Origin of the sequence: Pseudomonas sp. CFII68, assembly GCF_000416195.1 — a bacterium.
In the GTDB taxonomy this organism is placed as follows: domain Bacteria; phylum Pseudomonadota; class Gammaproteobacteria; order Pseudomonadales; family Pseudomonadaceae; genus Aquipseudomonas; species Aquipseudomonas kilonensis.
Window position 1 is genome coordinate 49,804 of sequence record NZ_ATLN01000097.1, and the last position, 23,914, is coordinate 73,717.

A 23,914-nucleotide genomic window follows, 5' to 3' on the forward strand; every position below is an offset into this window, starting at 1 on the left:
CTTGCCCGCGATGAAGATAACGCGGTACTTCGGGCACCGAGGTGTTTGCATCGCGAGCAAGCTTTGCTCCCACAGGTAAATCCCTTCCCCGCAGGCGTGTTGTGTTCTCCTGATTGGAGTGGTTATGGGTGATCGGCACGACTACGTGGCCCTGGAATGGGTCAAGGGCGAGATTGCCGAAACGCTGAAGCAGGCTCATCTGGCCCTCAACCGCCTGGTGGACGATCCGCAGGCGTCGGATGCCCTCGGGCAATGCCTGGCCTGTATTCACCAGGTCCACGGCGGCCTGCAGATGGTCGAATTCTACGGTGCGGCGTTGCTGGCCGAGGAGATGGAGCAGCTGTGCGCCGCCCTGCAGGACAACCGCGTCACCCATCGCGACGAAGCCATCAGCCTGTTGAGCCAGGCCCTGGGGCAGTTGCCGATCTACCTGGACCGCGTACAAGGTGCCCGTCGCGACCTGCCGCTGGTGGTGCTGCCCCTGATCAACGATCTGCGCAGTGCCCGGGGCGAGGGCCTGTTGTCGGAAACCAGCCTGTTCAGCCCCGAGTTGCCCGATATTGCGCCGCTCAGCGACCAGGATTTGCAGCGCCTCGAACCCGCTGACCTGCCAAACACCTTGCGCAAATTGCGCCAGACCCTGCAAATGGCCCTGGTGGGCCTGCTGCGCGAACAGGATGACGCGACCCACCTCGGTTACCTGGCCAAGGTCTTCCATCGCCTGGAAACCTTGTGTACTGGGGCGCCGCTCAATGCGTTATGGCAGGTGGCCTCGGCGCTGGTCGAAGGCATGCGTGACGGGCGTATCACCAACAGCCCGGCGCTGCGCAGCCTGTTCAAGGAAGCCGACAAGGAACTCAAGCGCCTGCTGGAGCAAGGCATGCCTGGCATCAATCAGCCGGCACCGCCCCACCTGCTCAAGAGTTTGTTGTTCTATATTGCCAAGGCCGAACATCCCAGCGGGCAGATGCAGATCATGAAAGAACGCTACTCACTGGACGACGCGCTGCCCGACAGCGCCATGGTCGACGAAGAACGCGCGCGCCTGGCCGGGCCCGACCGCGATGCCATGCGCTCGGTGCTCGCCGCGCTGTGCGAGGAACTGGTACGGGTCAAGGAGCGCCTGGACCTGTTCGTGCGCAGCGATCGCCAGCACGCCTCGGAACTGGACAGCCTGCTGGCGCCGCTGCGGCAGATCGCTGACACCCTGGCGGTGCTCGGTTTCGGCCAGCCGCGCAAGGTCATCATCGATCAACTGGCGGTGGTCCTGAGCCTCGCCCAGGGCCAGCGCGAGCCGGATGACGCGACCCTCATGGACGTCGCCGGGGCCTTGCTCTACGTCGAGGCGACCCTGGCCGGCATGGTCGGCACCGTCGAGCCCGAGAGCCGCGAAGACACCCACCTGCCCACCACCGACCTGACCCAGATCCACCAGATCGTCATCAAGGAAGCCCACACCTGCCTGCAACAGGCCAAGGACATGATCGTCGACTACATCGACGCGGACTGGAACAGCGAACAACTGCAGCCCTTGCCCGCGCTGCTGACCCAAGTGCGCGGCGCGCTGGCGATGATTCCCCTGAGCCGTGCCGCCAGCCTGGTGGAGGCCTGCAACGGTTTCATCCGCGAGCATCTGCTGCTGGACCAGGCCCAGCCGGGTTGGGAAGAACTCGACCACTTGGCCGACGTGATCACCGGCCTCGAATACTACCTGGAGCGCTTGAGCGAGGACCCGCAAACCCCTGGCGAGCCGTTGCTCGATGGGGTCGAGCGGAGCCTGGCTGCGCTCGGTTATTTCCCTGACGAAGCGCGGGTGCCGGTGCTTGACGATGTGTTGAGCCCCAACGAAGCCCAGGTCATGCAGGACTTGCAGGAACTGGACGACCCGCAGACGGTGCAATCCTTGGCCGAGGTGCTGGCCAGCCCGATCTCGGCGGTCAATCCGCCGGCCAGGAGCACCCCGGGCAGCCTGTTGCCGCCACCGGTGGATGAAAGTCCGGTGGACGACGAGTTACGCGAAGTCTTCCTCGAGGAAACCGGCGAGGTGCTGGACGTCCTGCGTGAATACCTGCCGCGCTGGAGTGCGCATCCTGACGATCACGGCGCCCTGAGCGAACTGCGCCGGGCCTTCCACACCCTCAAGGGCAGTGGCCGGATGGTCCGGGCGCTGGTGCTGGGTGAACTGGCCTGGGCCGTGGAAAACTTGCTCAACCGGGTGCTGGAGCGCAGCGTCGAGCCGCAGGCCTCGGTCCGCCAGTTGATCGAAGACACGGTGCAGTTGTTGCCGGCCCTGGTGGCCGAATTCGCGGCCAATCACCAGCGCCAGCGCGACGACGTCGACCGCTTGGCCGCCCGCGCCCATGTCCTGGCCAAGGGCGGCGACGAGGACGATGAAGACGAACAGGACGTGGCCGCTCTCGATCCGCTGCTGTTGAAGATCTTCGACAACGAAGCCCAGGGTCACCTCGCCAGCCTCAATCGTTTTCTCGATCAGTCGGCCGACCACCTGCCGTTGCAGGCCAGTGATGAATTGCAGCGGGCCTTGCATACGCTCAAGGGCAGCGCGTCGATGGCCGGCGTGCTGCCGATCGCCGAGCTGGCCGGGGCGATGGATGAGCTGGCCCGGGAATACCGGGCGCATCTGATTGCCCTCGACCTGGATGAGGTCGAATTGCTGCTGGAAGCCGAAGGGCTGCTGCGCCGTGGCTTGCGCCAGTTGCACAGCGAGCCGCTGGCAGCGATCCCCGGGGCTGAGGATCTGATCCTGCGCGCCCAGGCCCTGCTGGCCGAGCGCCTGCACGCCGCCAACAGTGCGCCGGACAAAGCGCTGCGGACCAAGCGCGACCCGCAACTGATCAACAACTTCCTCGCCCAGGGCATGGACATCCTGCTGGACGCCGAAAGCCTCTTGCAGCGCTGGCAGCAGCACCCCGGCGAAGGCCAGGAACTGAGTGCGCTGCTCGATGAGCTGACCACCCTGGGCGAAGGCGCGCACCTGGCCGACTTGCACCCGGTGGACGAACTCTGCGAAGCCTTGCTCGACCTCTACGGTGCGGTAGAGGAAAGCAGCCTGGCGGTCAGCGATGAATTTTTCCAGGAGGCCCAGCGCGCCCATGAAGCGCTGATCGACATGCTCGATGAGCTGGCGGCCGGGCAGCATGTGCATCCGCAGCCCGAACGGGTACAAGCCTTGCGCCGCCTGCTCCAGGAGAGCCTCGATCCGTCGGCCACCGGTCTGATCCGCAGCGACGGCAGCCGCACCCTGAGCATCCGCGAACTGGGCCACGCGACGGCGCAAATGGAGCGTGACGCGCCCGTTGATACCTCGATGGAAGATGACCTCGCGGCGATTTTCCTCGAAGAAGCCCAGGACATCCTTGAAAGCGCCGCCCAGGCCTTGCAACGCTGGTTGGCCGATCCGGACAACGGTGCGCCGCTGTCCTCGCTGCAACGTGACTTGCACACCCTCAAGGGCGGTGCGCGAATGGCCGACATCCGGCCGGTGAGCGACCTGGCCCAGGAATTGGAAAACCTTTACGAAGGGTTGGTAGACCGGCGCTACAGCTACAGCGAGGAACTGGCACAACTGCTCACCAGCAGCCATGAACGCCTCGACCTGTTGCTTGGGCAGTTGCAACAGGGCCAGCCGTTGGGCGATCCGGTTGCGCTGATCGACGCCATTCGAAGGTTCCGCCAGGACAAGCCGAACGCCATCGAGACGAGCGCAGCGGCCCAGGCCGACGGCGCCGGCCATGATCCCGAGTTGCTGGAAATCTTCCTTGAGGAAGGCTTCGACATCCTCGACAGCTCGGGCGCGGCGCTGCTGCGCTGGCAGGAAGAACCGTCGAATCGCCAGGCCGTGGAAACCTTGCTACGGGATTTGCACACCCTCAAGGGCGGTGCGCGCATGGTGGAAATCGTCCCCATCGGCGACCTGGCCCACGAGCTGGAAAACCTCTATGAAGGCCTGTCGGCTGGTCTGCTCCAGCCGACCCCGGCGCTGTTCACCTTATTGCAAAGCAGCCATGACCGACTGGCGCAGATGCTCGACGCCGTGCGCGCCGGCCACCCGTGCCCGCTGGCCGACCGACTGATCGCACAGATCCAGGCGGTGAATCATCCCCAGGAGAACGCTGCGCCGCAGGCTGAATCGGCGCCGGAACCGGTGCCCACTCCCATCGTCAGCCCGCCCGCGGCGCCTGCAAGACCGGACCCCAGCGCACCGGGCGACGGTGCGGACATGGTCAAGGTCTCCGCCGAATTGCTCGACGACCTGGTGAACCTGGCGGGCGAAACGTCGATCTTCCGTGGGCGCATCGAACAGCAGGTCAACGACGCGCACGTGGCCCTGGGCGAAATGGAAACCACCATTGAGCGCATGCGCGATCAGTTGCGACGCCTGGATACCGAAACCCAGGGGCGGATTCTCAGCCGGCAACAGGTCGAGGCCGAGCGCCTGGGCTATGAAGAGTTCGACCCGCTGGAGATGGACCGCCATTCCCAGTTGCAGCAGTTGTCCCGGGCACTGTTCGAGTCCGCCTCGGACTTGCTCGAGCTCAAGGAAACCCTTGATCGCAGCAATCACGATGCCGAGGTCCTGCTGCAACAGCAGGGGCGGATCAACACCGAGCTCCAGGAAGGCCTGATGCGTACGCGCATGGTGCCGTTCGAGCGCATGCTGCCCCGGCTCAAGCGCATCGTCCGGCAAGTGGCGCAGGAACTGGGCAAGGACGTGGAATTCCTGGTCGGCAATGCCGACGGCGAAATGGACCGTAACGTCCTGGAGCGCATGGCTGCACCTCTTGAACATATGCTGCGCAATGCCGTCGATCACGGCCTGGAGCCGGCCGACGTACGCATTGCCGCCGGCAAGCCGGCACGAGGACGTATCAGCCTCGACCTGTCCCGGGAAGGCGGCGACATCATTTTCGACATCCGTGACGACGGCGCTGGTGTGCCGCTGGAGGCGGTGCGGAACAAGGCGATCAAGCGTGGCTTGCTGGCGCCGGACACCGACATCAGCGACCGCGACGTGCTGCAGTTCATCTTGCAACCAGGCTTTTCCACGGCCGAGAAAATCACCCAGATCTCCGGGCGCGGCGTCGGCATGGACGTGGTCCACGAAGAGGTGCGGCAATTGGGCGGCAGCATGGTCATCGATTCCACGCCGGGGCAGGGCGTGCATTTCCGCATTCGCCTGCCGTTTACCGTGGCGGTGAACCGGGCGTTGATGGTGCACTGTCATGAAGACCAGTATGCGATCCCGCTGAACACCATCGAGAGCATTGTCCGGGTGTTGCCCGCCGAACTGGACGGCTATTACCAGCTCGATCCGCCGACCTACACCTACGCCGGGCAGCGTTACGAGTTGTGCTACCTCGGTGAGCTATTGAAAACCGGCGCCCGGCCGAAACTGCTGGGCCAGAGCCAACCCTTGCCGGTGCTGCTGGTGCAGTGCAACGAGCGGCATGTCGCGGTGCAGGTGGACGCTACCGTCGGGACCCGGGAGATCGTGGTCAAGAGCCTCGGCCCACAGTTCTCGGCGGTACAGGGCCTGTCCGGGGCGACGATCCTGGGGGACGGCCGGGTGGTGTTGATTCTCGACCTGCTGGCGCCGATCCGCGCCTTGCCCCATCAGGTCCCGCGGCGCCAGGTGCCGGCTGAAGGCGAGGGCGAACCGCAACGGCCGTTGCTGGTGCTGGTGGTGGACGACTCGGTGACGGTGCGCAAGGTTACCAGCCGCTTGTTGGAGCGCCATGGCATGCACGTCCTGACCGCCAAGGATGGCGTGGACGCCATGGCGCTGCTGGCCGAACATGCGCCTGACCTGATGCTGCTGGACATCGAGATGCCGCGCATGGACGGCTTCGAAGTGGCCACCCAAGTGCGCAACGACCCGCGCCTGGCGCATTTGCCGATCATCATGATCACTTCCCGCACCGGCCAGAAACACCGCGACCGCGCCATGGCCATCGGCGTCAATGACTACCTGGGCAAGCCGTACCAGGAATCGGTGCTGCTCGACAGCATCGCGTACTGGAGCAAAACCCATGCATGACCTGCATCTTCACTCGCGCACCAGCCCGCTCACCGGCCTGCTGTTGCCATTGGCCGACCGGCACCTGGTGTTACCCAACGTGGCCGTGGCCGAACTGATCGACTACCAGAGCAGCGTATTCGATATGGACACCCCGCCGTGGTTCCTGGGCTGGGTGAGCTGGCGCGAACGGCAAATCCCATTGCTGAGCTTCGAGTCGGCCTGCGGCCAGAAGACCGTGATTGGCGAGCGCGTGCGCATCGTCGTGCTCAACGCCCTCGGCGGGCGGCCGGAGCTGCGTTTCATTGCCCTGCTGGTGCAAGGTATCCCGCGCTCCTACAAGCTCGACAGCCAATTGAGCTACGTCGACGTGCCGCTGTGCGGGTTGGAGCAGGCTGCAGTGCAAGTTGGGGAGCACGTGGCGAAAGTGCCGGATCTGTTGGCGCTGGAGGAGTTGGTGATGGCTGCGGGCCTGATTCAACCCTACAACACCTGAGGCATACGAAGTTCCGATGTGGGAGCGAGCCGAGCTGTTTCTCCCGGTTGTACTTCGATCAAACTGTGGGAGGGAGCTTGCTCGCGATGGCTGCCTGACAGCGGGCCAGGATTTTGTTGAACGGGTACATATCCATTGCTGCGGTAACGGCGGCTTAGGGTTCCGCCCTTACGGCGGGTCACTTTTTTCAGACGCCAAAAAAGTAACCAAAAAGGCTTTGCCCCACCACTCGGCACCTCGCTTAGGCTCGGCATGCCCGAACGAAGGCATTGCTCCGTGGGCCCGCCGCGAAGGGCCATCCATGGCCCAGCGCGGCTATCCCGGCATCCATGCCGGGATGCCCACTGCGCAATGCCTGCGTTCGGCCAGCGTGGTTAACGGGGCGCCCCAGATCAAGATCAAGATCAAAAACGAGGCGGCCTGACAGCCGACCTGGCTCATGCAGCTGTACCCCAACCAGACTTGTGTGAGCAGAACCTGTGGGAGCAAAGCTTGCTCGCGAGGCGGCCTGACAGCCGACCTGCTATTGGCAGGTGTACCCCAATCCTATTGTGTGCGGGCTTGCTCGCGAAGGCGGCACATTCTGCATTTGCAATCTGACCCATCGCTATCGCGAGCAAGCTTGGCTCCCACAGGATTAGCGGTGGGCACTGATCTTATAAACGACCTGTGTGGGAGCGAGCTTGCTCGCGATGGCGGCAGCACATTCGACATCTCCTTTGGCTGACCCACCACTATCGCGAGCAAGCTCGCTCCCACAAAGGATGGCGTTCAACCATTACTCCAACCGTAACGATCCGCCGTCGAGCTTGATTGATGCCCGCGCCACAACACTCCTAAGGTGACCCCCACGACAGCGAACCCGTGGAGTGGTCATGACAACAACAATATCCCCCGACTCGCGCTGGACGCGGCGGCGCAGCGAAAAGCAGCGGCGTCTCGGGCTGGTGAAGGGGCTTGCCGACGGTGTGGTGCTGCCCACCGACAAGATCGTTGCTGCGCTGGAGGCGTTGATCCTGCCCGGCGACCGTGTGGTGCTTGAGGGCAATAACCAGAAGCAGGCGGACTTCCTTTCCCGCTCCCTGGCGAAAGTCGACCCTTCGAAGCTGCACGATTTGCACATGATCATGCCCAGCGTCGGGCGGTCCGAGCACCTGGACCTGTTCGAACGCGGCATCGCCCGCAAGCTCGACTTCTCCTTCGCCGGCACCCAGAGCCTGCGCATCAGCCAGTTGCTCGAAGACGGCCTGCTGGAAATCGGCGCGATCCACACCTACATCGAACTCTATGCCCGGTTGGTGGTGGACCTGATCCCCAATGTGGTGCTCTCGGCCGGTTTCATGGCCGACCGCGCCGGCAATATCTACACCGGCCCCAGCACCGAAGACACACCGGCGCTGATCGAGCCGGCGGCCTTCAGTGACGGCATCGTCATTGTCCAGGTCAACCAGTTGGTGGATGACGTCAGCGACCTGCCGCGCGTCGATATTCCGGCGTCCTGGGTCGATTTCGTGGTGGTGGCCGACAAGCCGTTCTACATCGAACCGCTGTTCACCCGCGACCCGCGCCACATCAAGCCTGTGCATGTGCTGATGGCGATGATGGCGATTCGCGGGATTTACGAAAAACACAACGTCCAGTCCCTCAATCACGGCATCGGTTTCAACACCGCTGCGATTGAGTTGATCTTGCCGACCTACGGCGAATCCCTCGGCCTGAAGGGCAAGATCTGCCGCAACTGGACGCTCAATCCGCACCCCACCTTGATCCCGGCCATCGAAAGCGGCTGGGTCGAGAGCGTGCATTGCTTTGGCACCGAGCTGGGCATGGAAAACTACATCGCCGCCCGGCCGGACGTGTTCTTCACCGGCCACGACGGCTCGCTGCGTTCCAACCGCATGGTCTGCCAACTGGCCGGGCAGTACGCGGTGGACCTGTTCATCGGCGCCACCCTGCAAGTGGACGGCGACGGTCATTCCTCCACTGTGACCCGTGGCCGCTTGGCCGGCTTCGGTGGGGCGCCGAACATGGGCCACGACCCCCGCGGTCGTCGTCACGGCACGTCGGCCTGGCTCGACATGCGCCACGGCGATGGCGAGGCGCCGTTGCTCGAACGCGGCAAGAAGCTGGTGGTGCAAATGGTCGAGACGTTCCAGGAGGGCGGCAAACCGACCTTCGTCGACACCCTCGACGCGGTGGACGTGGCGAAGAAAGCCGGCATGCCCCTGGCGCCGATCATGATCTACGGCGACGACGTCACCCACCTGTTGACCGAAGAGGGCATCGCCTACCTGTACAAGGCCCGCTCCCTGGAAGAACGCCAGGCGATGATCGCCGCCGTGGCCGGCGTCACTGCCATTGGCCTGCGCCATGACCCGAAAGACACCGCGCGCATGCGCCGCGAAGGGCTGATCGCCTTGCCCGAAGACCTCGGGATCCGTCGCACCGACGCCACCCGCGAGTTGCTCGCGGCCAAGAGCGTGGCCGATCTGGTGGAGTGGTCCGGTGGCCTCTACAACCCGCCCGCCAAGTTCAGGAGCTGGTAAATGCACGCCTTCAACCTGCAACCGAAAAAACTGTCCTTGGCCGAGCGCCTGGCGGATATGGCGGTGGATGCGCTGATCGACGAAGCCGACCTGTCGCCTAAACCGGCCTTGGTGGACCGTCGTGGCAATGGCGCCCACACCGATCTGCACCTGGGCCTGATGCATGCTTCGGCACTGTCGCTGTGGCCGGCGTTCAAGGAAATGGCCGAAGCCGCCCTCGACTGTGGCGAGATCGGCTTGCCGCTACGCGAAGCCCTCGGGCGCATCGGCCGTGAGGGGGAAGCCTCGATGCTCGCCACCACCGGTGGGGTGAATACCCATCGCGGGGCGATCTGGGCCTTGGGCCTGTTGGTTGCTGCGGCAGCGCTGGAACCTGAATCCAGCGTCGCTGGTGCCGTGACTTTACGTGCTGCCCGCCTGGCCTTGCTCAACGACCGTTATGCGCCCCAACCCTTGAGCCACGGCGCCCAGGTCGCCCAGCGCTACGGTGTGCGCGGTGCCCGGGAAGAAGCGCAACTGGCGTTCCCGGCGGTGACCGGCCTCGGCCTGCCGCAGCTCAAGCGCAGTCGCGCGGCTGGCGCGGGAGAGCAGAACGCTCGGCTTGATGCCTTGCTGGCGATCATGACCACCCTGGCCGATACCTGCGTGCTCTATCGCGCCGGCGAGCCGGGTTTGCAGGCCATGCAACAGGGCGCCAAGGCGGTGCTCGATGCCGGTGGCAGTGCGAGCCTGGGCGGTCGCCGCCACTTGCACGCGCTGGATCAACAACTGATTGCCTTGAACGCCTCGCCCGGCGGCGCTGCCGACCTGCTCGCCGCCTGCCTGTTCCTCGATCGAATCGAACGCGGCGATGGCCTCTTCCCTGGAGTGTGCTGATGGAAACCTTATCCTTTGAATTCCCCGCCGGGCAGCCGCCACGGGGCCGGGCGCTGGTGGGCTGTGTCGGCTCGGGCGACCTGGAAGTGCTGATCGAACCCGGTCTGGCGGGCAAGTTGACCATCCAGGTGCAGACCTCGGTCAACGGCAGTGAACAACGCTGGCAGCACCTGTTCGCCCGCCTGTTCGACGGCCAGACACCGCCGGCCTTGTCTATCGACATCCACGATTTCGGCGCCACCCCCGGCGTGGTGCGTTTGCGCCTGGAGCAAGGCTTCGAGGAGATCGGCCATGACTGACAGTGCAGCGTTGCTCAACAAGCACAGCTTCGTCGAACTCGGCGCCCGGCAGCGGGCCAAGGCCTTGCTCGATGAGGGCACTTTCCGTGAACTGCTCGACCCGTTCCAGCGGATCATGTCGCCGTGGCTGTTGCGCCAGGGCGTGGTGCCGCAAAGCGACGACGGCGTGGTGATCGCCAAGGGCACGCTCGATGGCCTGCCCGTGGTGATCGCCGCCATCGAAGGCGCGTTCCAGGGCGGTAGCCTCGGCGAAGTCGGCGGGGCGAAGATTGCCGGTGCGTTGGAACTGGCCGCCGAGGACAACCGCAAGGGCATCCCGACCCGCGCCGTGCTGCTGCTGGAAACCGGTGGCGTGCGGTTGCAGGAGGCCAACCTCGGGCTCGCGGCGATCGCCGAGATTCATTCGGCGATTGTCGACCTGCGCCAATACCAACCGGTGGTCGGTGTGGTGGCCGGCAGCGTCGGCTGTTTTGGTGGCATGTCCATCGCCGCCGGGCTGTGCAGTTATCTGCTGGTGACCCAGGAAGCGCGGCTGGGCCTGAACGGCCCACAAGTGATCGAACAGGAGGCCGGGATCGACGAATACGACTCCCGCGACCGGCCGTTCATCTGGAGCCTGACCGGCGGTGAACAGCGGTTCGCCACGGGATTGGTGGACCGTTATGTGGCCGACGATGTGACGCAGATCCGCCAACAGGTCGGCCAGTTGTTGCACCTGGGCGTTCCCGCGCAACACCGCAGCGGCCAGGCCGAGCTGTTCCTGCAGCGCCTGGCCCGCTTGGACACTGACGTGCAAATCGAACCGGCCACGGTTCGCCAGCTGTATCAGGGAGAACGCTCATGAGTGCCTATTCATTGAGAGGCTTGCGCTGGTTCGAAGCCTTGGCTGGCGACGCCAAACCGCTGGAAGGCCTGCCGGCTTCGTTGAAAGTCGCTGACACCAGGCTGGGCGAGCAAACCGTGCGCCTGCTGGCGGTGGTGGCCGATCCCGACAACCGTTTCCCGCGGGCGCGCAACGGCGAAGTCGGATTGCTGGAAGGCTGGGGCCTGGCTAAAGCGGTGGACGACGCCATCGACGCCGACCGGGATGCAGTCAACAAGCGTGCGCTGATCGCCATTGTCGATGTACCGAGCCAGGCCTACGGCCGGCGCGAAGAAGCCCTGGGCATTCATCAGGCCTTGGCCGGTGCGGCGGACAGCTATGCCCGTGCGCGACTGGCCGGGCATCCGGTGATCGGTTTGCTGGTGGGCAAGGCCATGTCGGGGGCGTTCCTGGCCCACGGCTACCAGGCCAACCGGCTGATTGCCCTACGCGACCCGGGCGTGATGGTTCACGCCATGGGCAAGGCCTCGGCGGCGCGGGTGACCTTGCGCAGCGTCGAGGAGCTTGAGGCGTTGGCCGCCAGCGTGCCACCGATGGCCTATGACATCGACAGCTTTGCCAGCCTGGGTCTGCTGTGGGAAACCTTGTCAGTGGAACAGGTTGAACAGCCGTTGGCGGAGGATCTGGCGCGGGTGAATGAGTGTCTGCTCCAGGCGATTGAAGCTGTAGCGGCGGGGCCGCGTGATCTGAGCAGTCGTCTGGGGGCGTTCAACCGCATCGCGTCGAGCCGGGTTCGCCAACTGCTGAGAGAGCAGTGGTGAGTACGTATCTGGCCCATGACCTGCTGTGGGGGCTGACCCCACAACAGTTGCCGGCGGATGCGCCGGTGTGGGTGGCCGACGCGATCAACGCCGGTCAACCGGTGGTGGTTCGGCGCTCGCTGACGGCACCCGATCACATCGCGGTCGGAGTGCGTGGACGCTTGCGCGAGCAACGTTATGCAACGTCGATGGCGGTTATGGCGATTTCCCGTCGCGTCAGGCCGGAAGACCTTTGTCACGTCCCGTCGACCCGCGACTTGCCAGCCCTGCAAGCGCTGTCCCGCCTGCGTCCGCTGCTCGATGCCAGTGGCTGGGCCTGGGGCGTCAGCGGCAGCGCCGGCTTTGAGCTCGCCACGGGTATCGAGGCGCTGCATGAACGCAGCGACCTGGATTTGATTCTGCGGGTGCCACACTTTCTCGATCGTCTCCACGCAAGGGAATTGCTGGCGCAACTGGATGCTTCGGCCTGCGCCGTGGATATGCAGTTGCAAACACCCTGCGGCGCCGTGGCCTTGCGCGAGTGGGCGGGGGCGTCGCGTCGAGTCTTGCTCAAGGATGATGTTCAGGCACGGCTGGTGAGCGATCCTTGGCAGCCTTCATTGGAGCAAGTCGCGTGAGCAGCCTCTTCGTCTTTCCCGGCCAGGGTGCGCAGCGCGTGGGCATGCTCCATGGCCTGGCGCCACAAATCCTCGACGAGGCGGGTGACGTGCTTGGTGAGGACGTCTTGCAGTTGGACAATGCCGAGGCGCTGCAATCGACCCGCGCGGTACAACTGTGCCTGTTGATCGCCGGTGTGGCAGCGTCGCGGCGATTGTTGGAGCAGGCACCTGCCCCGGACTACGTGGCGGGGCTGTCCATCGGTGCTTATCCCGCGGCGGTGGTGGCTGGGGCGCTGGGGTTCGAGGATGCTTTACGGTTGGTCAGCCTGCGGGGCGAATTGATGCAGCGCGCGTATCCGCATGGCTACGGCATGACCGCGATCATCGGCTTGGAGCTCGCGGCAGTGGAAGCGTTGCTGGCGCAAGTGCACGGCGACCGCACACCGGTCTACCTGGCCAACATCAACGCGGATAACCAGGTGGTCATCGCCGGCAGTGACGAGGCGATGAGCAACGTTGCCAAACTAGCGCGAAGCCTGGGTGCCGGGAAGGCCTGTCGGCTGGCGGTAAGCGTGCCGTCTCATTGCCCGTTGCTGGAAACACCGGCCCGGACACTGGCCCAGGCATTTGCCGATGTGTCGTTGAAAGCACCGGCCTTGGGTTATCTCAGCGGTAGCCGTGCGCGACCGCTGATCAATACCGAGGCCTTGCGCGACGACCTGGCGTTCAACATGTGCCGCGTGGTGGATTGGCGCGGCACCGTGCAAAGCGCCTACGAGCGCGGCGTGCGACTACAGATCGAACTGCCGCCCGGTGCGGTGCTGACCGCCCTGGCGCGCCGGGTATTCGAGCAGGGCACTGTCATGGCTTTCGACGGCGCCCGGCTCGACACCTTGCAGGCGCTGTTGCGTGAGGAGGGAAACCGCCAACCCTAAACCACCGACTCAAGCTGGCGAAGCACAAAAACAACAACTTCGACGATGCACTTTGAGGAATACGACAATGATTATTTACGGTGTGGCGCTGTTGGCGATCTGTACGCTGACAGGGGTGATCCTGGGCGACATGCTCGGCGTGTTGCTGGGCGTCAAATCCAATGTGGGCGGGGTCGGCATTGCGATGATCCTGCTGATCTGCGCACGGTTGTGGACGCAGAAACGCGGCGGCATGACCAAGGATTGCGAGATGGGCGTGGCCTTCTGGGGTGCCATGTACATTCCGGTGGTGGTGGCGATGGCGGCGCAACAGAACGTGGTCACGGCCCTGCACGGCGGCCCGGTGGCGGTGTTGGCGGCCATCGGTTCGGTGGTGCTCTGCGGCTGCACCATCGCGCTGATCAGCCGGACCCAAAAAGGCGAACCCTTGCCTGATGAGCCGGCGGAACTGACCCCGCTGGGCACGCCAGCAGGAGGCCGCTGATATGTGGGATCTCATCGAGAAAGGCCTGGAACATAACGGTCTGATCACGGCGTTCGCGTTCGTGGGCGTGATCATGTGGGTGTCGGTGATACTGTCCAAGCGCCTGACCTATGGACGGATCCACGGTTCGGCGATTGCCATTGTCATCGGCCTGGTATTGGCCTGGGTGGGCGGCACCATGACCGGCGGGCAAAAAGGCCTGGCGGACCTGTCCCTGTTCTCCGGTATCGGCTTGATGGGCGGGGCTATGCTGCGGGATTTCGCCATCGTTGCCACGGCCTTCGAAGTGCAGGCTACCGAAGCGAAAAAGGCCGGGATGATTGGCGTCATTGCGCTACTGCTGGGCACAATTTTGCCCTTCATCGTCGGCGCGAGTATTGCCTGGGTGTTCGGCTATCGCGACGCGGTGAGCATGACCACCATCGGCGCGGGTGCGGTGACTTATATCGTCGGGCCTGTGACCGGGGCTGCGATTGGCGCCACGTCCGATGTAATGGCGTTGTCGATAGCCACCGGCTTGATCAAGGCGATCATCGTGATGGTCGGTACCCCCATGGCGGCGCGCTGGATGGGCCTGGATAACCCGCGCTCGGCCATGGTCTTCGGCGGCCTGGCCGGAACCGTGAGTGGCGTGACAGCCGGCCTGGCCGCGACGGATCGGCGGCTGGTGCCGTATGGCGCGTTGACGGCGACGTTCCACACCGGGTTGGGGTGCCTGCTGGGGCCTTCGTTGTTGTACTTCATTGTGCGTGGGATTGTCGGCTAATCGGCAACTGCTTTTGTGGCGAGGGAGCTTGCTCCCGCTTGAGTGCGCAGCGCTCACAAAATTCTGGGGCGGCTGCGCCACCCAGCGGGAGCAAGCTCCCTCGCCACAACGTCCTATGCCTGGCGATTGGCATACATCCGACACTCAGCCAACAGCGCCAGCAGGTTCGGATCACGCTCCTTGGCTTTCAGGAACACCACGCCAATGCGCTGTTGTAGCCGATACCTTTCCTGCAACGGGATCAGTTTCACCCGGTTCTCATACACCGCCGCGATCCTGCCCGGCAGCAAGGCATAACCCACCCCGGAGCTGACCATGCTCAGCAGGGTGAAGATGTCGTTGACCTGCATCGCCACCTTCGGCTCGAACCCCGCCTGCTTGAACACCCGGATGCCGTCCTGGTGCGTGGCAAAACCCTGGGTCAGGGTGATGAACGTCTCGTCGCGCACCTCGGCCAGATCGACCTCGCTGCGTTGGGCAAAGGGTGAGTCGGCCGGCGTGGCGAGGAAGATGTCGTCGGAGAACAGCTCGATATGCTCGCAGTCCGGGTCGTTCACGCTGTCGTCCAGGGAGATCAGGATCGCGTCCACTTCCATGTTTTTGAGCTTGTACAGCAGGTCGATGTTCGAGCCCAGGATCAGGTCGATATTGAGCTCGCTGCGACGGATTTTCAGGCCCATGATCAGTTGCGGCACGGTTTTGACCGTCAACGAATACAACGAGCCGAGCTTGAAGCGTTCGGCGGAGAAGCCGGCGGCTTCGCGGGTCAGGCGTACGCTTTCGACCACGTCCTGGATCAGCTTCTGCGCCCGCTCTTCCAGCACATAGGCACTTTCCAGCGGCGTGAGGTTGCGGCCTTCGTGCTTGAACAACGGGCAGCGCAGGGCGCTTTCCAGCGAGTGAATGGCCCGGTGCACACTGACGTTGCTGGTCTGCAACTCGGCCGCCGCCCGCGCCAGGTTGCCGGTGCGCATGAAGGCCAGGAACACCTCGAGTTTCTTCAGGGTCAATTCTTCGTCGATCAGCATGGGGCGGGCTCTTATTCGTATCGCCCGATTGTGCCCCAAGAAGCCTTTGTGGCGAGGGGATTTAGCGAAACGTCGCACCGCCCCGCTGGGCAGCGAAGCGGCCCCAAATCCTGTCATCTCGTCGTGTCAGGCTGATCGCACTTAGCTGCATTGGGGCTGCTTCGCAGCCCAGCGGGGCGGTGCGACGTTTCGCTAAATCCCCTCGCCACAAGGTATGTCTCCAGGTTTAAAAGCAAAACATTGCACTTTAAAGCGCCAGGCCTGAGCCTTGGCGTCTGTTCTGGAATGTGAGGTGGGACTGGATGTATCACGGGGAACGACTCAACGCCTGGACGCACTTGGTCGGGGCGGTGGCGGCTTTTATCGGGGCGGTGTGGTTGCTGGTGATTGCCGGGATGGCGGGCGATCCGTGGAAGATCGTCAGCGTGGCGATCTACGGGTTCACCCTGCTGGTGCTGTACAGCGCGTCGACGGTTTACCACAGCGTGCGCGGGCGCAAAAAAGCAATCATGCAGAAGGTCGATCATTTTTCGATCTACCTGTTGATCGCCGGCAGTTATACCCCGTTCTGCCTGGTGACCCTGCGCGGGCCGTGGGGCTGGACGTTGTTCGGGATCGTCTGGGGGCTGGCGCTGATCGGGATACTGCAGGAGATCAAGCCGCGCTCCGAAGCGCGGATCCTGTCGATTGTGATCTACGCGGTGATGGGCTGGATCGTGCTGGTGGCGGTCAAGCCGCTGCTGGCGGCCCTGGGCAGCGCCGGGTTTGCCTGGCTGGCCTCGGGCGGCGTGTTGTACACCGTGGGCATTATCTTTTTCGCCCTCGACCACCGGCTGCGCCACGCCCATGGCATCTGGCACCTGTTTGTCATCGCCGGCAGTTTGCTGCACTTCGTGGCGATTCTGTTCTACGTGCTCTAATCCATGACCCCGCACCGAGTTCTGAACACCACTGATCTACTGTGGGAGCGGGCTTGCTCGCGAAAGCGGTGTGTCAGCCAGCACAATATTGACTGATACACCGCTTTCGCGAGCAAGTCGGATCGCCGCACCGCCGCTCCCACAATTGATCTTCAGTGGCCGCAGGGGATTAGAAATCCCCCCATAGCTGCTGCGCCACCGCCAGTGCCACAACCGGCGCGGTTTCGGTGCGCAGCACGCGGGGGCCAAGGCGGGCGGCGTGGTAGCCGGCGGACTTGGCCTGTTCGACCTCGGCATCCGACAACCCGCCTTCGGGACCAATCAGGAACGCCAACGTCGACGGTTTGTCATGGCTGACCAGCGGCTCGGCCACTGGATGCAGCACCAGCTTCAGCTCGGCCTCGGTCTGTTTCAGCCAGTCAGCCAGCAGCAGCGGTGGGTGGATCACCGGCACGCTTGAGCGCCCGCACTGCTCGCAGGCGCTGATTGCCACCTGGCGCCAGTGCAGCAGGCGCTTGTCGGCGCGCTCGTCCTTGAGGCGTACTTCGCAGCGTTCGCTGAAAATCGGCGTGATCTCACTGACGCCCAGCTCCGTGGCTTTCTGGATCGCCCAATCCATGCGCTCGCCCCGGGACAGGCCCTGGCCGAGGTGGATGCGCAGCGGCGATTCAGCTTGCCCGGCGAACTGCTCGTCCAATTGCACCCGCACGCGTTTCTTGCCGACCTCGGCCAGGGTGCCGCGAAACTCCTGGCCCGAGCCGTCGAACACCTGCACGGCATCGCCTTCGGCCATGCGCAGCACACGGCCGATGTAATGGGCCTGGGCTTCAGGCAGTTCGTGGTCGCCGAGGCTCAGGGGCGCGTCGATGAAGAAGCGGGACAGTCTCATGTGGAGTCTCTGCAAGAAAAAATGATCGTGGTTGAAGCTCGCGGCCTCATCGCGGGCAAGCCTTGCTCCCACAGTGGGTTCGCATTTCTCTGTGGGAGCAAGGCTTGCCCGCGATGGCGGTGGCCCAGGCTCAGCCCGGATCGCGATAACCCGGGTGGAAGTCCTTCGGCACCGCCACGCTGACCTTGTCCCGGGTGGCAATGTCGATGCCTTCGCTGGCCACTTCGGCGAGGAAATCGATCTGCTCCGGGGTGATGACATACGGCGGCAGGAAATACACCACGCTGCCCAGCGGACGCAGCAAGGCACCTCGCTCCAAGGCATGCTGGAACACACTCAGGCCACGCCGTTCCTGCCACGGATAAGCGGTTTTGCTGGCCTTGTCCTTGACCATCTCGATGGCCAGCACCATGCCGGTCTGGCGCACTTCGGCCACGTTCGGGTGGTCGGCCAGGTGCGCGGTGGCGCTCGCCATGCGTTGGGCCAGGGCCTTGTTGTTCTCGATGACGTTGTCTTCTTCGAAGATATCCAGCGTTGCCAGGGCCGCCGCACAGGCCAGCGGGTTGCCGGTGTAGCTGTGGGAATGCAGGAAGGCGCGCAGGGTCGGGTAGTCGTCGTAGAACGCGCTGTAGACCTCATCGGTGGTCACGCACGTGGCCAGCGGCAGGTAACCGCCGGTCAGCGCCTTGGACAGGCAGAGGAAATCCGGCGTGATGCCGGCCTGCTCACAGGCGAACATCGTCCCGGTACGGCCGAAGCCAACGGCGATTTCGTCCTGGATCAGGTGTACGCCGTAGCGGTCGCAGGCCTCGCGCAGCAACTTCAGGTACACCGGGTGGTACATGCGCATGCCGCCGGCGCCCTGGATCAACGGTTCGACGATCACTGCCGCCACCGTGTCGTGGTGCTCGGCCAGGGTCTGCTCCATGGCCGCGAACATGTTGCGCGAATGTTCTTCCCAACCCATGCCTTCAGGGCGGTGGTAGCAGTCGGGGCTCGGCACCTTGATGGTGTCCAGCAGCAACGCCTTGTAGGTTTCAGTGAACAACGGCACATCGCCCACCGACATCGCCGCGATGGTTTCGCCGTGGTAACTGTTGCTCAGGGTGACGAAGCGTTTTTTGTCCGGCCGGCCGCGATTGATCCAGTAGTGGAAGCTCATCTTCATCGCCACTTCGATGCAGGACGAGCCGTTATCGGAGTAGAAGCACCGGGTCAGGCCTTCGGGCGTCATCTTCACCAGGCGCTCGGACAGCTCGATCACCGGCTGGTGGCTGAAACCGGCGAGGATCACATGCTCCAACTGATCGACCTGGTCCTTGATGCGCTGGTTGATGCGCGGGTTGGCGTGGCCGAATACGTTGACCCACCAGGAGCTGACGGCATCGAGATAGCGCTTGCCTTCGAAATCTTCCAGCCACACGCCTTCACCGCGCTTGATGGGGATCAGCGGCAGCTGTTCGTGGTCTTTCATCTGGGTGCAGGGGTGCCATAGCACCGCAAGGTCGCGTTGCATCCACTGGTTATTCAGGCCCATGTACAGTCTCCTCGAGGCGGCTCGCGGCGTGCGCGGGCAAAACAATCGCGCAAGCCTATGCAATGGCGGCCCGGCGGACAACCCATTGTGTCATTCCCACTACTTTGAACGAGGCGATAGACGTCGCTGGCGGCGTTTTGATGGCTGACGTATTCTTCGCCGTTCCCTGAGCCGGCTGGCTCGAAAGCTGAAATTTTCTACGTTTAATCCGGAGTTCGTTGAATGTCTGCTGGTTGGCTGCGCGCCTGTGCGCTGGTGATGATAGGGCTGTTCAGCGTTTCGGCGCTGGCCAAGGACAAACAACCGACGGCCATCGTCATCGGCGGCGGCCTGGCGGGGCTCACGGCGGCCTATGAATTGCAGAACAAAGGCTGGGCCGTGACGCTGCTGGAAGCCAAACCGAGCCTGGGCGGTCGTTCGGGCATGGCCACCAGCGAGTGGATCGGCAACGAGAAGACGCAGCCAGTGCTGAACAAGTACGTCTCCACCTTCAAGCTGAGCACCACGCCGGCCCCGGAGTTCGTGCGCACCCCCAGCTACCTGATCGACGGCATCTACTTCACCGCCGCGGACCTGGCGAGCAAACAGCCGGCCACCGCCGAAGCCCTCAAGCGCTACGAAACCACCCTGGACGACCTGGCGCGCTCCATCGAAGACCCGCTGAACCCGGCGGCGACCAGCACGCTGCATGCGCTGGACCAGATCACCGTGTCCAACTGGCTCGACCGCCTGCAACTGCCGGCCACGGCGCGGCAGTTGGTGAACCAGGAGATTCGCACCCGGTATGACGAACCTTCGCGCCTGTCGCTGCTGTATTTTGCCCAGCAGAATCGCGTCTATCGCGGCGTCTCCGACCGCGACCGGCGGGCCTCGCGCCTGCTCGGCGGCAGTCCGGTACTGGCCCAGGCGTTCGTTAAGCAACTGAAAACCATCAAGACCAGTTCGCCCGTGTCGGCTATCTCCCAAGACAAGGACGGTGTAACCGTCAAAGTTGGCGCCGTTGGCTACCAGGCGGATTACGTGGTGCTGGCGGTGCCGTTGCGGGCGCTGAACAAGATCCAGTTGACCCCGGCCCTGGACGCCCAGCATCAAGGCGCGATCAAGAGCACCAATTACGGCTGGCGCGACCAGATCATGCTCAAGTTCAAGACCCCTGTCTGGGACAGCAAGGCGCGCATGTCGGGCGAGATCTACAGCAACGCCGGCCTGGGCATGATGTGGATCGAACCGGCCTTGAAGGGCGGGGCCAACGTGGTCATCAACCTGTCCGGCGACAACGCCCGGGTGATGCAGGCTTTCGGCGACAAGCAGATGGTCGATCAGGTACTGATCCGTCTGCACGCGTTTTATCCACAGGCCCGTGGCGCGTTCACCGGCTATGAAATCCGCCGCTACAGCACCGACCCGTCCATGGGCGGCGCGTACCTGGCCTTTGGCCCGGGCCAGATCAGCAAGTACTGGCGCCTGTGGGAAAAGCCATTGCAACGCGTAGCCTTTGCCGGTGAACACACCGACACCCTGTATCCGGGTACCCTGGAAGGCGCGTTGCGCAGTGGTCAGCGCGCGGCCAGTCAGGTTGAAGACCTGGCGGCGGGCAAGTCGTTCGAACCTCCTAAGGTCGCGCCTGCTGCAACGGCGGCGGCTGGTGCAGTGGCGGCGAAGAAGGGCAACTTCTTCAGCAACCTGTTTGGTGGCTCGGACGATGACAAGAAGCCAGAGCCGGTCAAGGCACCGGAACCGGTAGCGCCTGCTCCAGCACCTGCACCCGCTCCTGCGCCGGCACCGGTGGAACCACCTGCACCGGCCCCGGCAAAGGTTGAGCCAGCCAAGAAAGCAGCGGCCAAACCAGCGGCGAAAAAACCAGCCGCCAAGGCTCCGGCTAAAAAAGCGCCAGTGAAGAAAGCCACTCCGGCGAAGAAACCGGCGGCCAAGCCGGCAGCGACAACGCCGGCGGCGACTGAGACCAAGGCTCAGTAAGGCTCGGTGACAGAAAAAGCGCGGCGTGTCAGCCGCGCTTTTTTTTGCCTGTAGAACCGCTATCGCGAGCAAGCTCGCTCCCACAGGGATTGCGCTCGGCCAGTGTGGGAGCGAGCTTGCTCGCGATAAGGTCCGTCCTGTTATCACGCATCGTATTGGCTTTAATCTTTCCTTAACCCACCCCCTCCAGACTGATGATCGTATTTCTCGATATTTCAAAGCGAAATTTTCCGCTTTAAATCGATAGATAACTCGCTAGTCTTGATCGCAGTTTTTACAGGAAATGAGCAATGCAGCTACGCAACTCTTCTTCTCGCTATGGCTGGGTCAGTATCGCTGTGCACTGGGGCGTTGCGCTGGCGGTGTACGGGCTGTTTGCCCTGGGCCTGTGGATGGTTGGCCTGGATTACTACAGCACCTGGCGAAAAGACGCACCGGACCTGCACAAGAGCATTGGCCTGGTGCTGCTGGCGGTCATGTTGCTGCGGGTGATCTGGCGCGTTGTCAGCCCGCCGCCACCGACCCTGCAAACCTATGGTCGCCTGACCCGCGTCGGCGCCAAGCTCGGCCATAGCGCACTGTATCTCGGGTTGTTCGCCGTGATGATTGCCGGTTACCTGATTTCCACCGCAGACGGTGTCGGGATCCCGGTGTTTGGCCTGTTTGAAGTACCCGCGCTGGTGTCCGGACTGCCCGATCAGGCAGACGTCGCCGGCCAGATTCACCTCTACCTGGCGTGGGCGTTGGTCATTTTCTCCGGCCTTCATGCGTTGGCAGCATTGAAACACCACTTTATCGACCGTGACGCGACCCTCAAGCGAATGCTGGGGCGCCAAGCCTGATGTTCAACCTCGACTCCAAAGGAATAGAAAGCATGTTGAAAAAGACGCTCGCCGCCCTGGCAATCGGTTCTGCCCTGCTGTCCGCTGGCCAGGCCATGGCCGCCGACTACGTGGTCGACAAGGAAGGCCAGCACGCCTTCGTCGACTTCAAGATCAGTCACCTGGGCTATAGCTACATTACCGGTACCTTCAAGGACATCGACGGCAAGTTCAGCTTCGACGCCGCCAAGCCTGAAGCCAGCAAGATCGAGTTCAACGTCAACACCGCCAGCGTGTTCACCAACCACGCCGAGCGCGACAAGCACATCGCCAGCAAGGACTTCCTGGACGTAGGCAAGTTCGCCGACGCCAAGTTCGTGTCCACCAGCGTCAAGTCCACCGGCAAGAACGCTGATGGCAAAGACACTGCAGACGTGACGGGTGACCTGACGCTGCACGGCGTGACCAAGCCAATCGTGGTCAAGGCCACGTTCCTGGGCGAAGGCAAGGATCCATGGGGCGGCTACCGTGCAGGCTTCGAGGGCACCACCAGCATCAAGCGTTCCGACTTCGGCAAGATGATGGACCTGGGCCCACAATCCGACGCCGTTGAGCTGTACATCTCGTTTGAAGGTGTCAAAGCGAAGTAACCTTCGCCCCTGACAAACAAACGCCCCTGATCTTGCGATCAGGGGCGTTTTTTATTGCGCGGATTCCGGCGATACAAAAAAACTGTGGGTGCGGGCAGCCCCTAAATCTGATACCTCGGTGCGTCAAGATGGATGGAGTCGTTGCTGTTGGGGCCGCTTCGCGCCCCAGCGGGAGCAAGCTCCCTCGCCACGAATTTGTGGTCGGCCAGCAATTTGAAGTTGGCCCTCAGGCCGCCATCGCGAGCAGGCTCGCTCCCACAGGATTCCGGTGTGTTCACAGAACTGGGGGTTATGGCAATCCCCTGTGGGAGCCGAGCTTGCTCGCGATGACGGCGGCACAGGCAGCATCTCTACCAACTGACCCACCGCTATCGCGAGCAAGCTCAGCTTTCCGGTGTGTTCACAGAACTGGGGGTTATGGCAATCCCCTGTGGGAGCCGAGCTTGCTCGCGATGACGGCGGCACAGGCAGCATCTCTACCAACTGACCCACCGCTATCGCGAGCAAGCTCAGCTCCCACAGGGGATTTGTGATGAGTACAGGTCTGAGTGGGATGTGTGTTGGGTTCAGGTGGGTGGGGTTTCTTCCAGGTTCAGCAAGGTGTCGATCCGCGCCGGGCTGAAAGGTGGGCGGGGTGTGGGCGGTGTCCAGCCGAACAGGTGTTCCAGGGCGGCGCCGCACACTCGGCCCTGGCAGGCGCCCATGCCGCAGCGGCTTGCCAGTTTTGCTTCGCGCCAGTTTTCGTGGCCGACCAGTTCGCCGTACGGTACGTCTTCGCAGCGGCAGACCAGGGTGTCGCTGCAGGCCAGGGTCTTGAGCCGTGGATCGAGGGCGAAGGCCTTGTTCAATGCCCCGGCGAAACCCTGCCAACGTGCGCGGCGCGGCCACAGCTGCTGGGCAGCTGCGCTATTGCCGACGGCGGCATGGCCGGCAATGGCGCCTTCCACCAGCGCCAGTTCGCTGCCGCCAAAACCGGTGCATTCGCCTGCCGCGTAATGTTCATGGCGAGTGGTCGCTTGCCAGGCGTCAACCGCCAGCGCCTGGTCTTCAACCGCGCAACCCAGGGCCTGGCCTAATTGGGTATTGGGAATCAGCCCAAAGCCGCAGGCGAGCCGGTCGCAGGCCAATTCAATCGTCTTGCCTTGCTGATGCAGGCGCACGCCCTCCAGCCGTTCCCGACCGAGCGCTTCCACCACGTGGGTGTCGGTGCGGTAGTGTCGGTCGAACAGACTGAACGATTGGCAAAACTTCCCCGGCCAGCGCGGCAGTTGTGCGGCGAAACCGGCGACGGCGCCGCGACGGGCCTGCTCGGCGATGCGCAGCACCTGTGCACCTTGATGCTTTGCCGTGGCGGCGCTGGCCAGCAGCAAGGGGCCGCTGCCGGCGATGACCAGCCGTTCGCCGCGCACC

At 63.6% G+C, this 23,914-nt stretch carries 20 protein-coding genes, 1 tRNA gene and 1 pseudogene; 18 read left to right on the forward strand and 4 right to left on the reverse strand.

Annotated features, from left to right (window positions below; translation table 11 throughout):
- Positions 1–124: 124 nt before the first annotated feature.
- The 12 genes from CFII68_RS09850 to madM all read left to right on the forward strand — a co-directional run bounded on the left by CFII68_RS09850 (position 125) and on the right by madM (position 14,682).
- Positions 125–6,058, forward strand: coding sequence for an Hpt domain-containing protein (locus CFII68_RS09850; RefSeq protein ID WP_018609541.1), 5,934 nt, complete (start codon positions 125–127; stop codon positions 6,056–6,058).
- Entirely contained in the window at positions 6,051–6,533 is a 483-nt protein-coding gene (locus CFII68_RS09845) for a chemotaxis protein CheW (RefSeq protein WP_014340662.1), read from the forward strand. The genes CFII68_RS09850 and CFII68_RS09845 overlap by 8 nt, the downstream gene beginning before the upstream one ends.
- Before the next feature lie 301 nt (positions 6,534–6,834).
- Entirely contained in the window at positions 6,835–6,957 is a 123-nt protein-coding gene (locus CFII68_RS27950; RefSeq protein ID WP_018609543.1) for a hypothetical protein, read from the forward strand.
- Positions 6,958–7,408: 451 nt separating this feature from the next.
- The gene (gene mdcA, locus CFII68_RS09835; protein WP_018609545.1) at positions 7,409–9,079 is read left to right on the forward strand and encodes a malonate decarboxylase subunit alpha; all 1,671 of its coding nucleotides are present in this window, start codon (positions 7,409–7,411) and stop codon (positions 9,077–9,079) included.
- Entirely contained in the window at positions 9,080–9,955 is an 876-nt protein-coding gene (locus CFII68_RS09830; RefSeq protein ID WP_018609547.1) for a triphosphoribosyl-dephospho-CoA synthase, read from the forward strand.
- On the forward strand, positions 9,955–10,254 hold the full coding sequence (locus CFII68_RS09825; RefSeq protein WP_018609549.1) for a malonate decarboxylase subunit delta: 300 nt from the start codon (positions 9,955–9,957) through the stop codon (positions 10,252–10,254). Before CFII68_RS09830 ends, CFII68_RS09825 begins: the two co-directional genes overlap by 1 nt.
- The gene (locus CFII68_RS09820) at positions 10,247–11,098 is read left to right on the forward strand and encodes a biotin-independent malonate decarboxylase subunit beta (protein WP_018609551.1); all 852 of its coding nucleotides are present in this window, start codon (positions 10,247–10,249) and stop codon (positions 11,096–11,098) included. Before CFII68_RS09825 ends, CFII68_RS09820 begins: the two co-directional genes overlap by 8 nt.
- On the forward strand, positions 11,095–11,898 hold the full coding sequence (gene mdcE / locus CFII68_RS09815; RefSeq protein ID WP_018609553.1) for a biotin-independent malonate decarboxylase subunit gamma: 804 nt from the start codon (positions 11,095–11,097) through the stop codon (positions 11,896–11,898). The genes CFII68_RS09820 and mdcE overlap by 4 nt, the downstream gene beginning before the upstream one ends.
- A complete protein-coding gene (locus CFII68_RS09810) occupies positions 11,895–12,515 on the forward strand; it encodes a malonate decarboxylase holo-ACP synthase (protein WP_018609555.1) in 621 nt (206 codons plus the stop codon). Before mdcE ends, CFII68_RS09810 begins: the two co-directional genes overlap by 4 nt.
- Positions 12,512–13,432, forward strand: coding sequence for a malonate decarboxylase subunit epsilon (gene mdcH / locus CFII68_RS09805; RefSeq protein WP_018609557.1), 921 nt, complete (start codon positions 12,512–12,514; stop codon positions 13,430–13,432). The genes CFII68_RS09810 and mdcH overlap by 4 nt, the downstream gene beginning before the upstream one ends.
- Positions 13,433–13,499: 67 nt before the next feature.
- Positions 13,500–13,916 (forward strand): malonate transporter subunit MadL, encoded by a 417-nt coding sequence (madL, locus tag CFII68_RS09800; RefSeq protein ID WP_018609560.1) that lies wholly within the window; start codon positions 13,500–13,502, stop codon positions 13,914–13,916.
- Position 13,917: 1 nt separating this feature from the next.
- Complete coding sequence (gene madM, locus CFII68_RS09795; RefSeq protein ID WP_018609562.1) at positions 13,918–14,682, forward strand: malonate transporter subunit MadM; 765 nt, start codon at positions 13,918–13,920, stop codon at positions 14,680–14,682.
- Between the two features lie 113 nt (positions 14,683–14,795).
- On the opposite strand, the gene CFII68_RS09790 is transcribed toward madM, so the two are convergent.
- On the reverse strand, positions 14,796–15,710 hold the full coding sequence (locus CFII68_RS09790) for a LysR substrate-binding domain-containing protein (RefSeq protein ID WP_014340651.1): 915 nt from the start codon (positions 15,708–15,710) through the stop codon (positions 14,796–14,798).
- A gap of 302 nt (positions 15,711–16,012) precedes the next feature.
- Between CFII68_RS09790 and CFII68_RS09785 the strand changes: the two genes are divergently transcribed.
- On the forward strand, positions 16,013–16,630 hold the full coding sequence (locus tag CFII68_RS09785) for a hemolysin III family protein (RefSeq protein WP_018609564.1): 618 nt from the start codon (positions 16,013–16,015) through the stop codon (positions 16,628–16,630).
- A gap of 169 nt (positions 16,631–16,799) precedes the next feature.
- Here CFII68_RS09785 and CFII68_RS09780 read toward each other — a convergent pair whose 3' ends face one another.
- Positions 16,800–17,519 (reverse strand): 16S rRNA (uracil(1498)-N(3))-methyltransferase, encoded by a 720-nt coding sequence (locus tag CFII68_RS09780; protein WP_018609565.1) that lies wholly within the window; start codon positions 17,517–17,519, stop codon positions 16,800–16,802.
- A 130-nt stretch (positions 17,520–17,649) separates the two neighbouring features.
- On the reverse strand, positions 17,650–19,056 hold the full coding sequence (locus tag CFII68_RS09775) for an adenosylmethionine--8-amino-7-oxononanoate transaminase (protein ID WP_018609570.1): 1,407 nt from the start codon (positions 19,054–19,056) through the stop codon (positions 17,650–17,652).
- Between the two features lie 258 nt (positions 19,057–19,314).
- Between CFII68_RS09775 and CFII68_RS28260 the strand changes: the two are divergent.
- The 5 genes and pseudogenes from CFII68_RS28260 to CFII68_RS09760 all read left to right on the forward strand — a co-directional run.
- Positions 19,315–20,574 (forward strand): annotated as a pseudogene (locus CFII68_RS28260) (flavin monoamine oxidase family protein); the annotation flags it as partial.
- A gap of 20 nt (positions 20,575–20,594) precedes the next feature.
- Positions 20,595–20,683 (forward strand) — tRNA-Phe (locus CFII68_RS27535).
- Positions 20,684–20,706: 23 nt separating this feature from the next.
- Positions 20,707–21,033: a hypothetical protein gene (locus tag CFII68_RS27735; protein ID WP_156334945.1), complete on the forward strand. Its 327-nt coding sequence runs from the start codon at positions 20,707–20,709 to the stop codon at positions 21,031–21,033.
- 290 nt (positions 21,034–21,323) lie between these two features.
- A complete protein-coding gene (locus CFII68_RS09765; protein ID WP_018609573.1) occupies positions 21,324–21,875 on the forward strand; it encodes a cytochrome b in 552 nt (183 codons plus the stop codon).
- 32 nt (positions 21,876–21,907) lie between these two features.
- Positions 21,908–22,504, forward strand: a complete 597-nt coding sequence (locus tag CFII68_RS09760; protein WP_018609575.1) for a YceI family protein — start codon at positions 21,908–21,910, stop codon at positions 22,502–22,504.
- Between the two features lie 566 nt (positions 22,505–23,070).
- Here the strand turns inward: CFII68_RS09760 and CFII68_RS0126100 are convergent.
- Positions 23,071–23,914, reverse strand: an 844-nt coding sequence (locus CFII68_RS0126100) for an FAD/NAD(P)-binding oxidoreductase (protein WP_033062729.1), incomplete at its 5' end; no start/stop codon positions are given.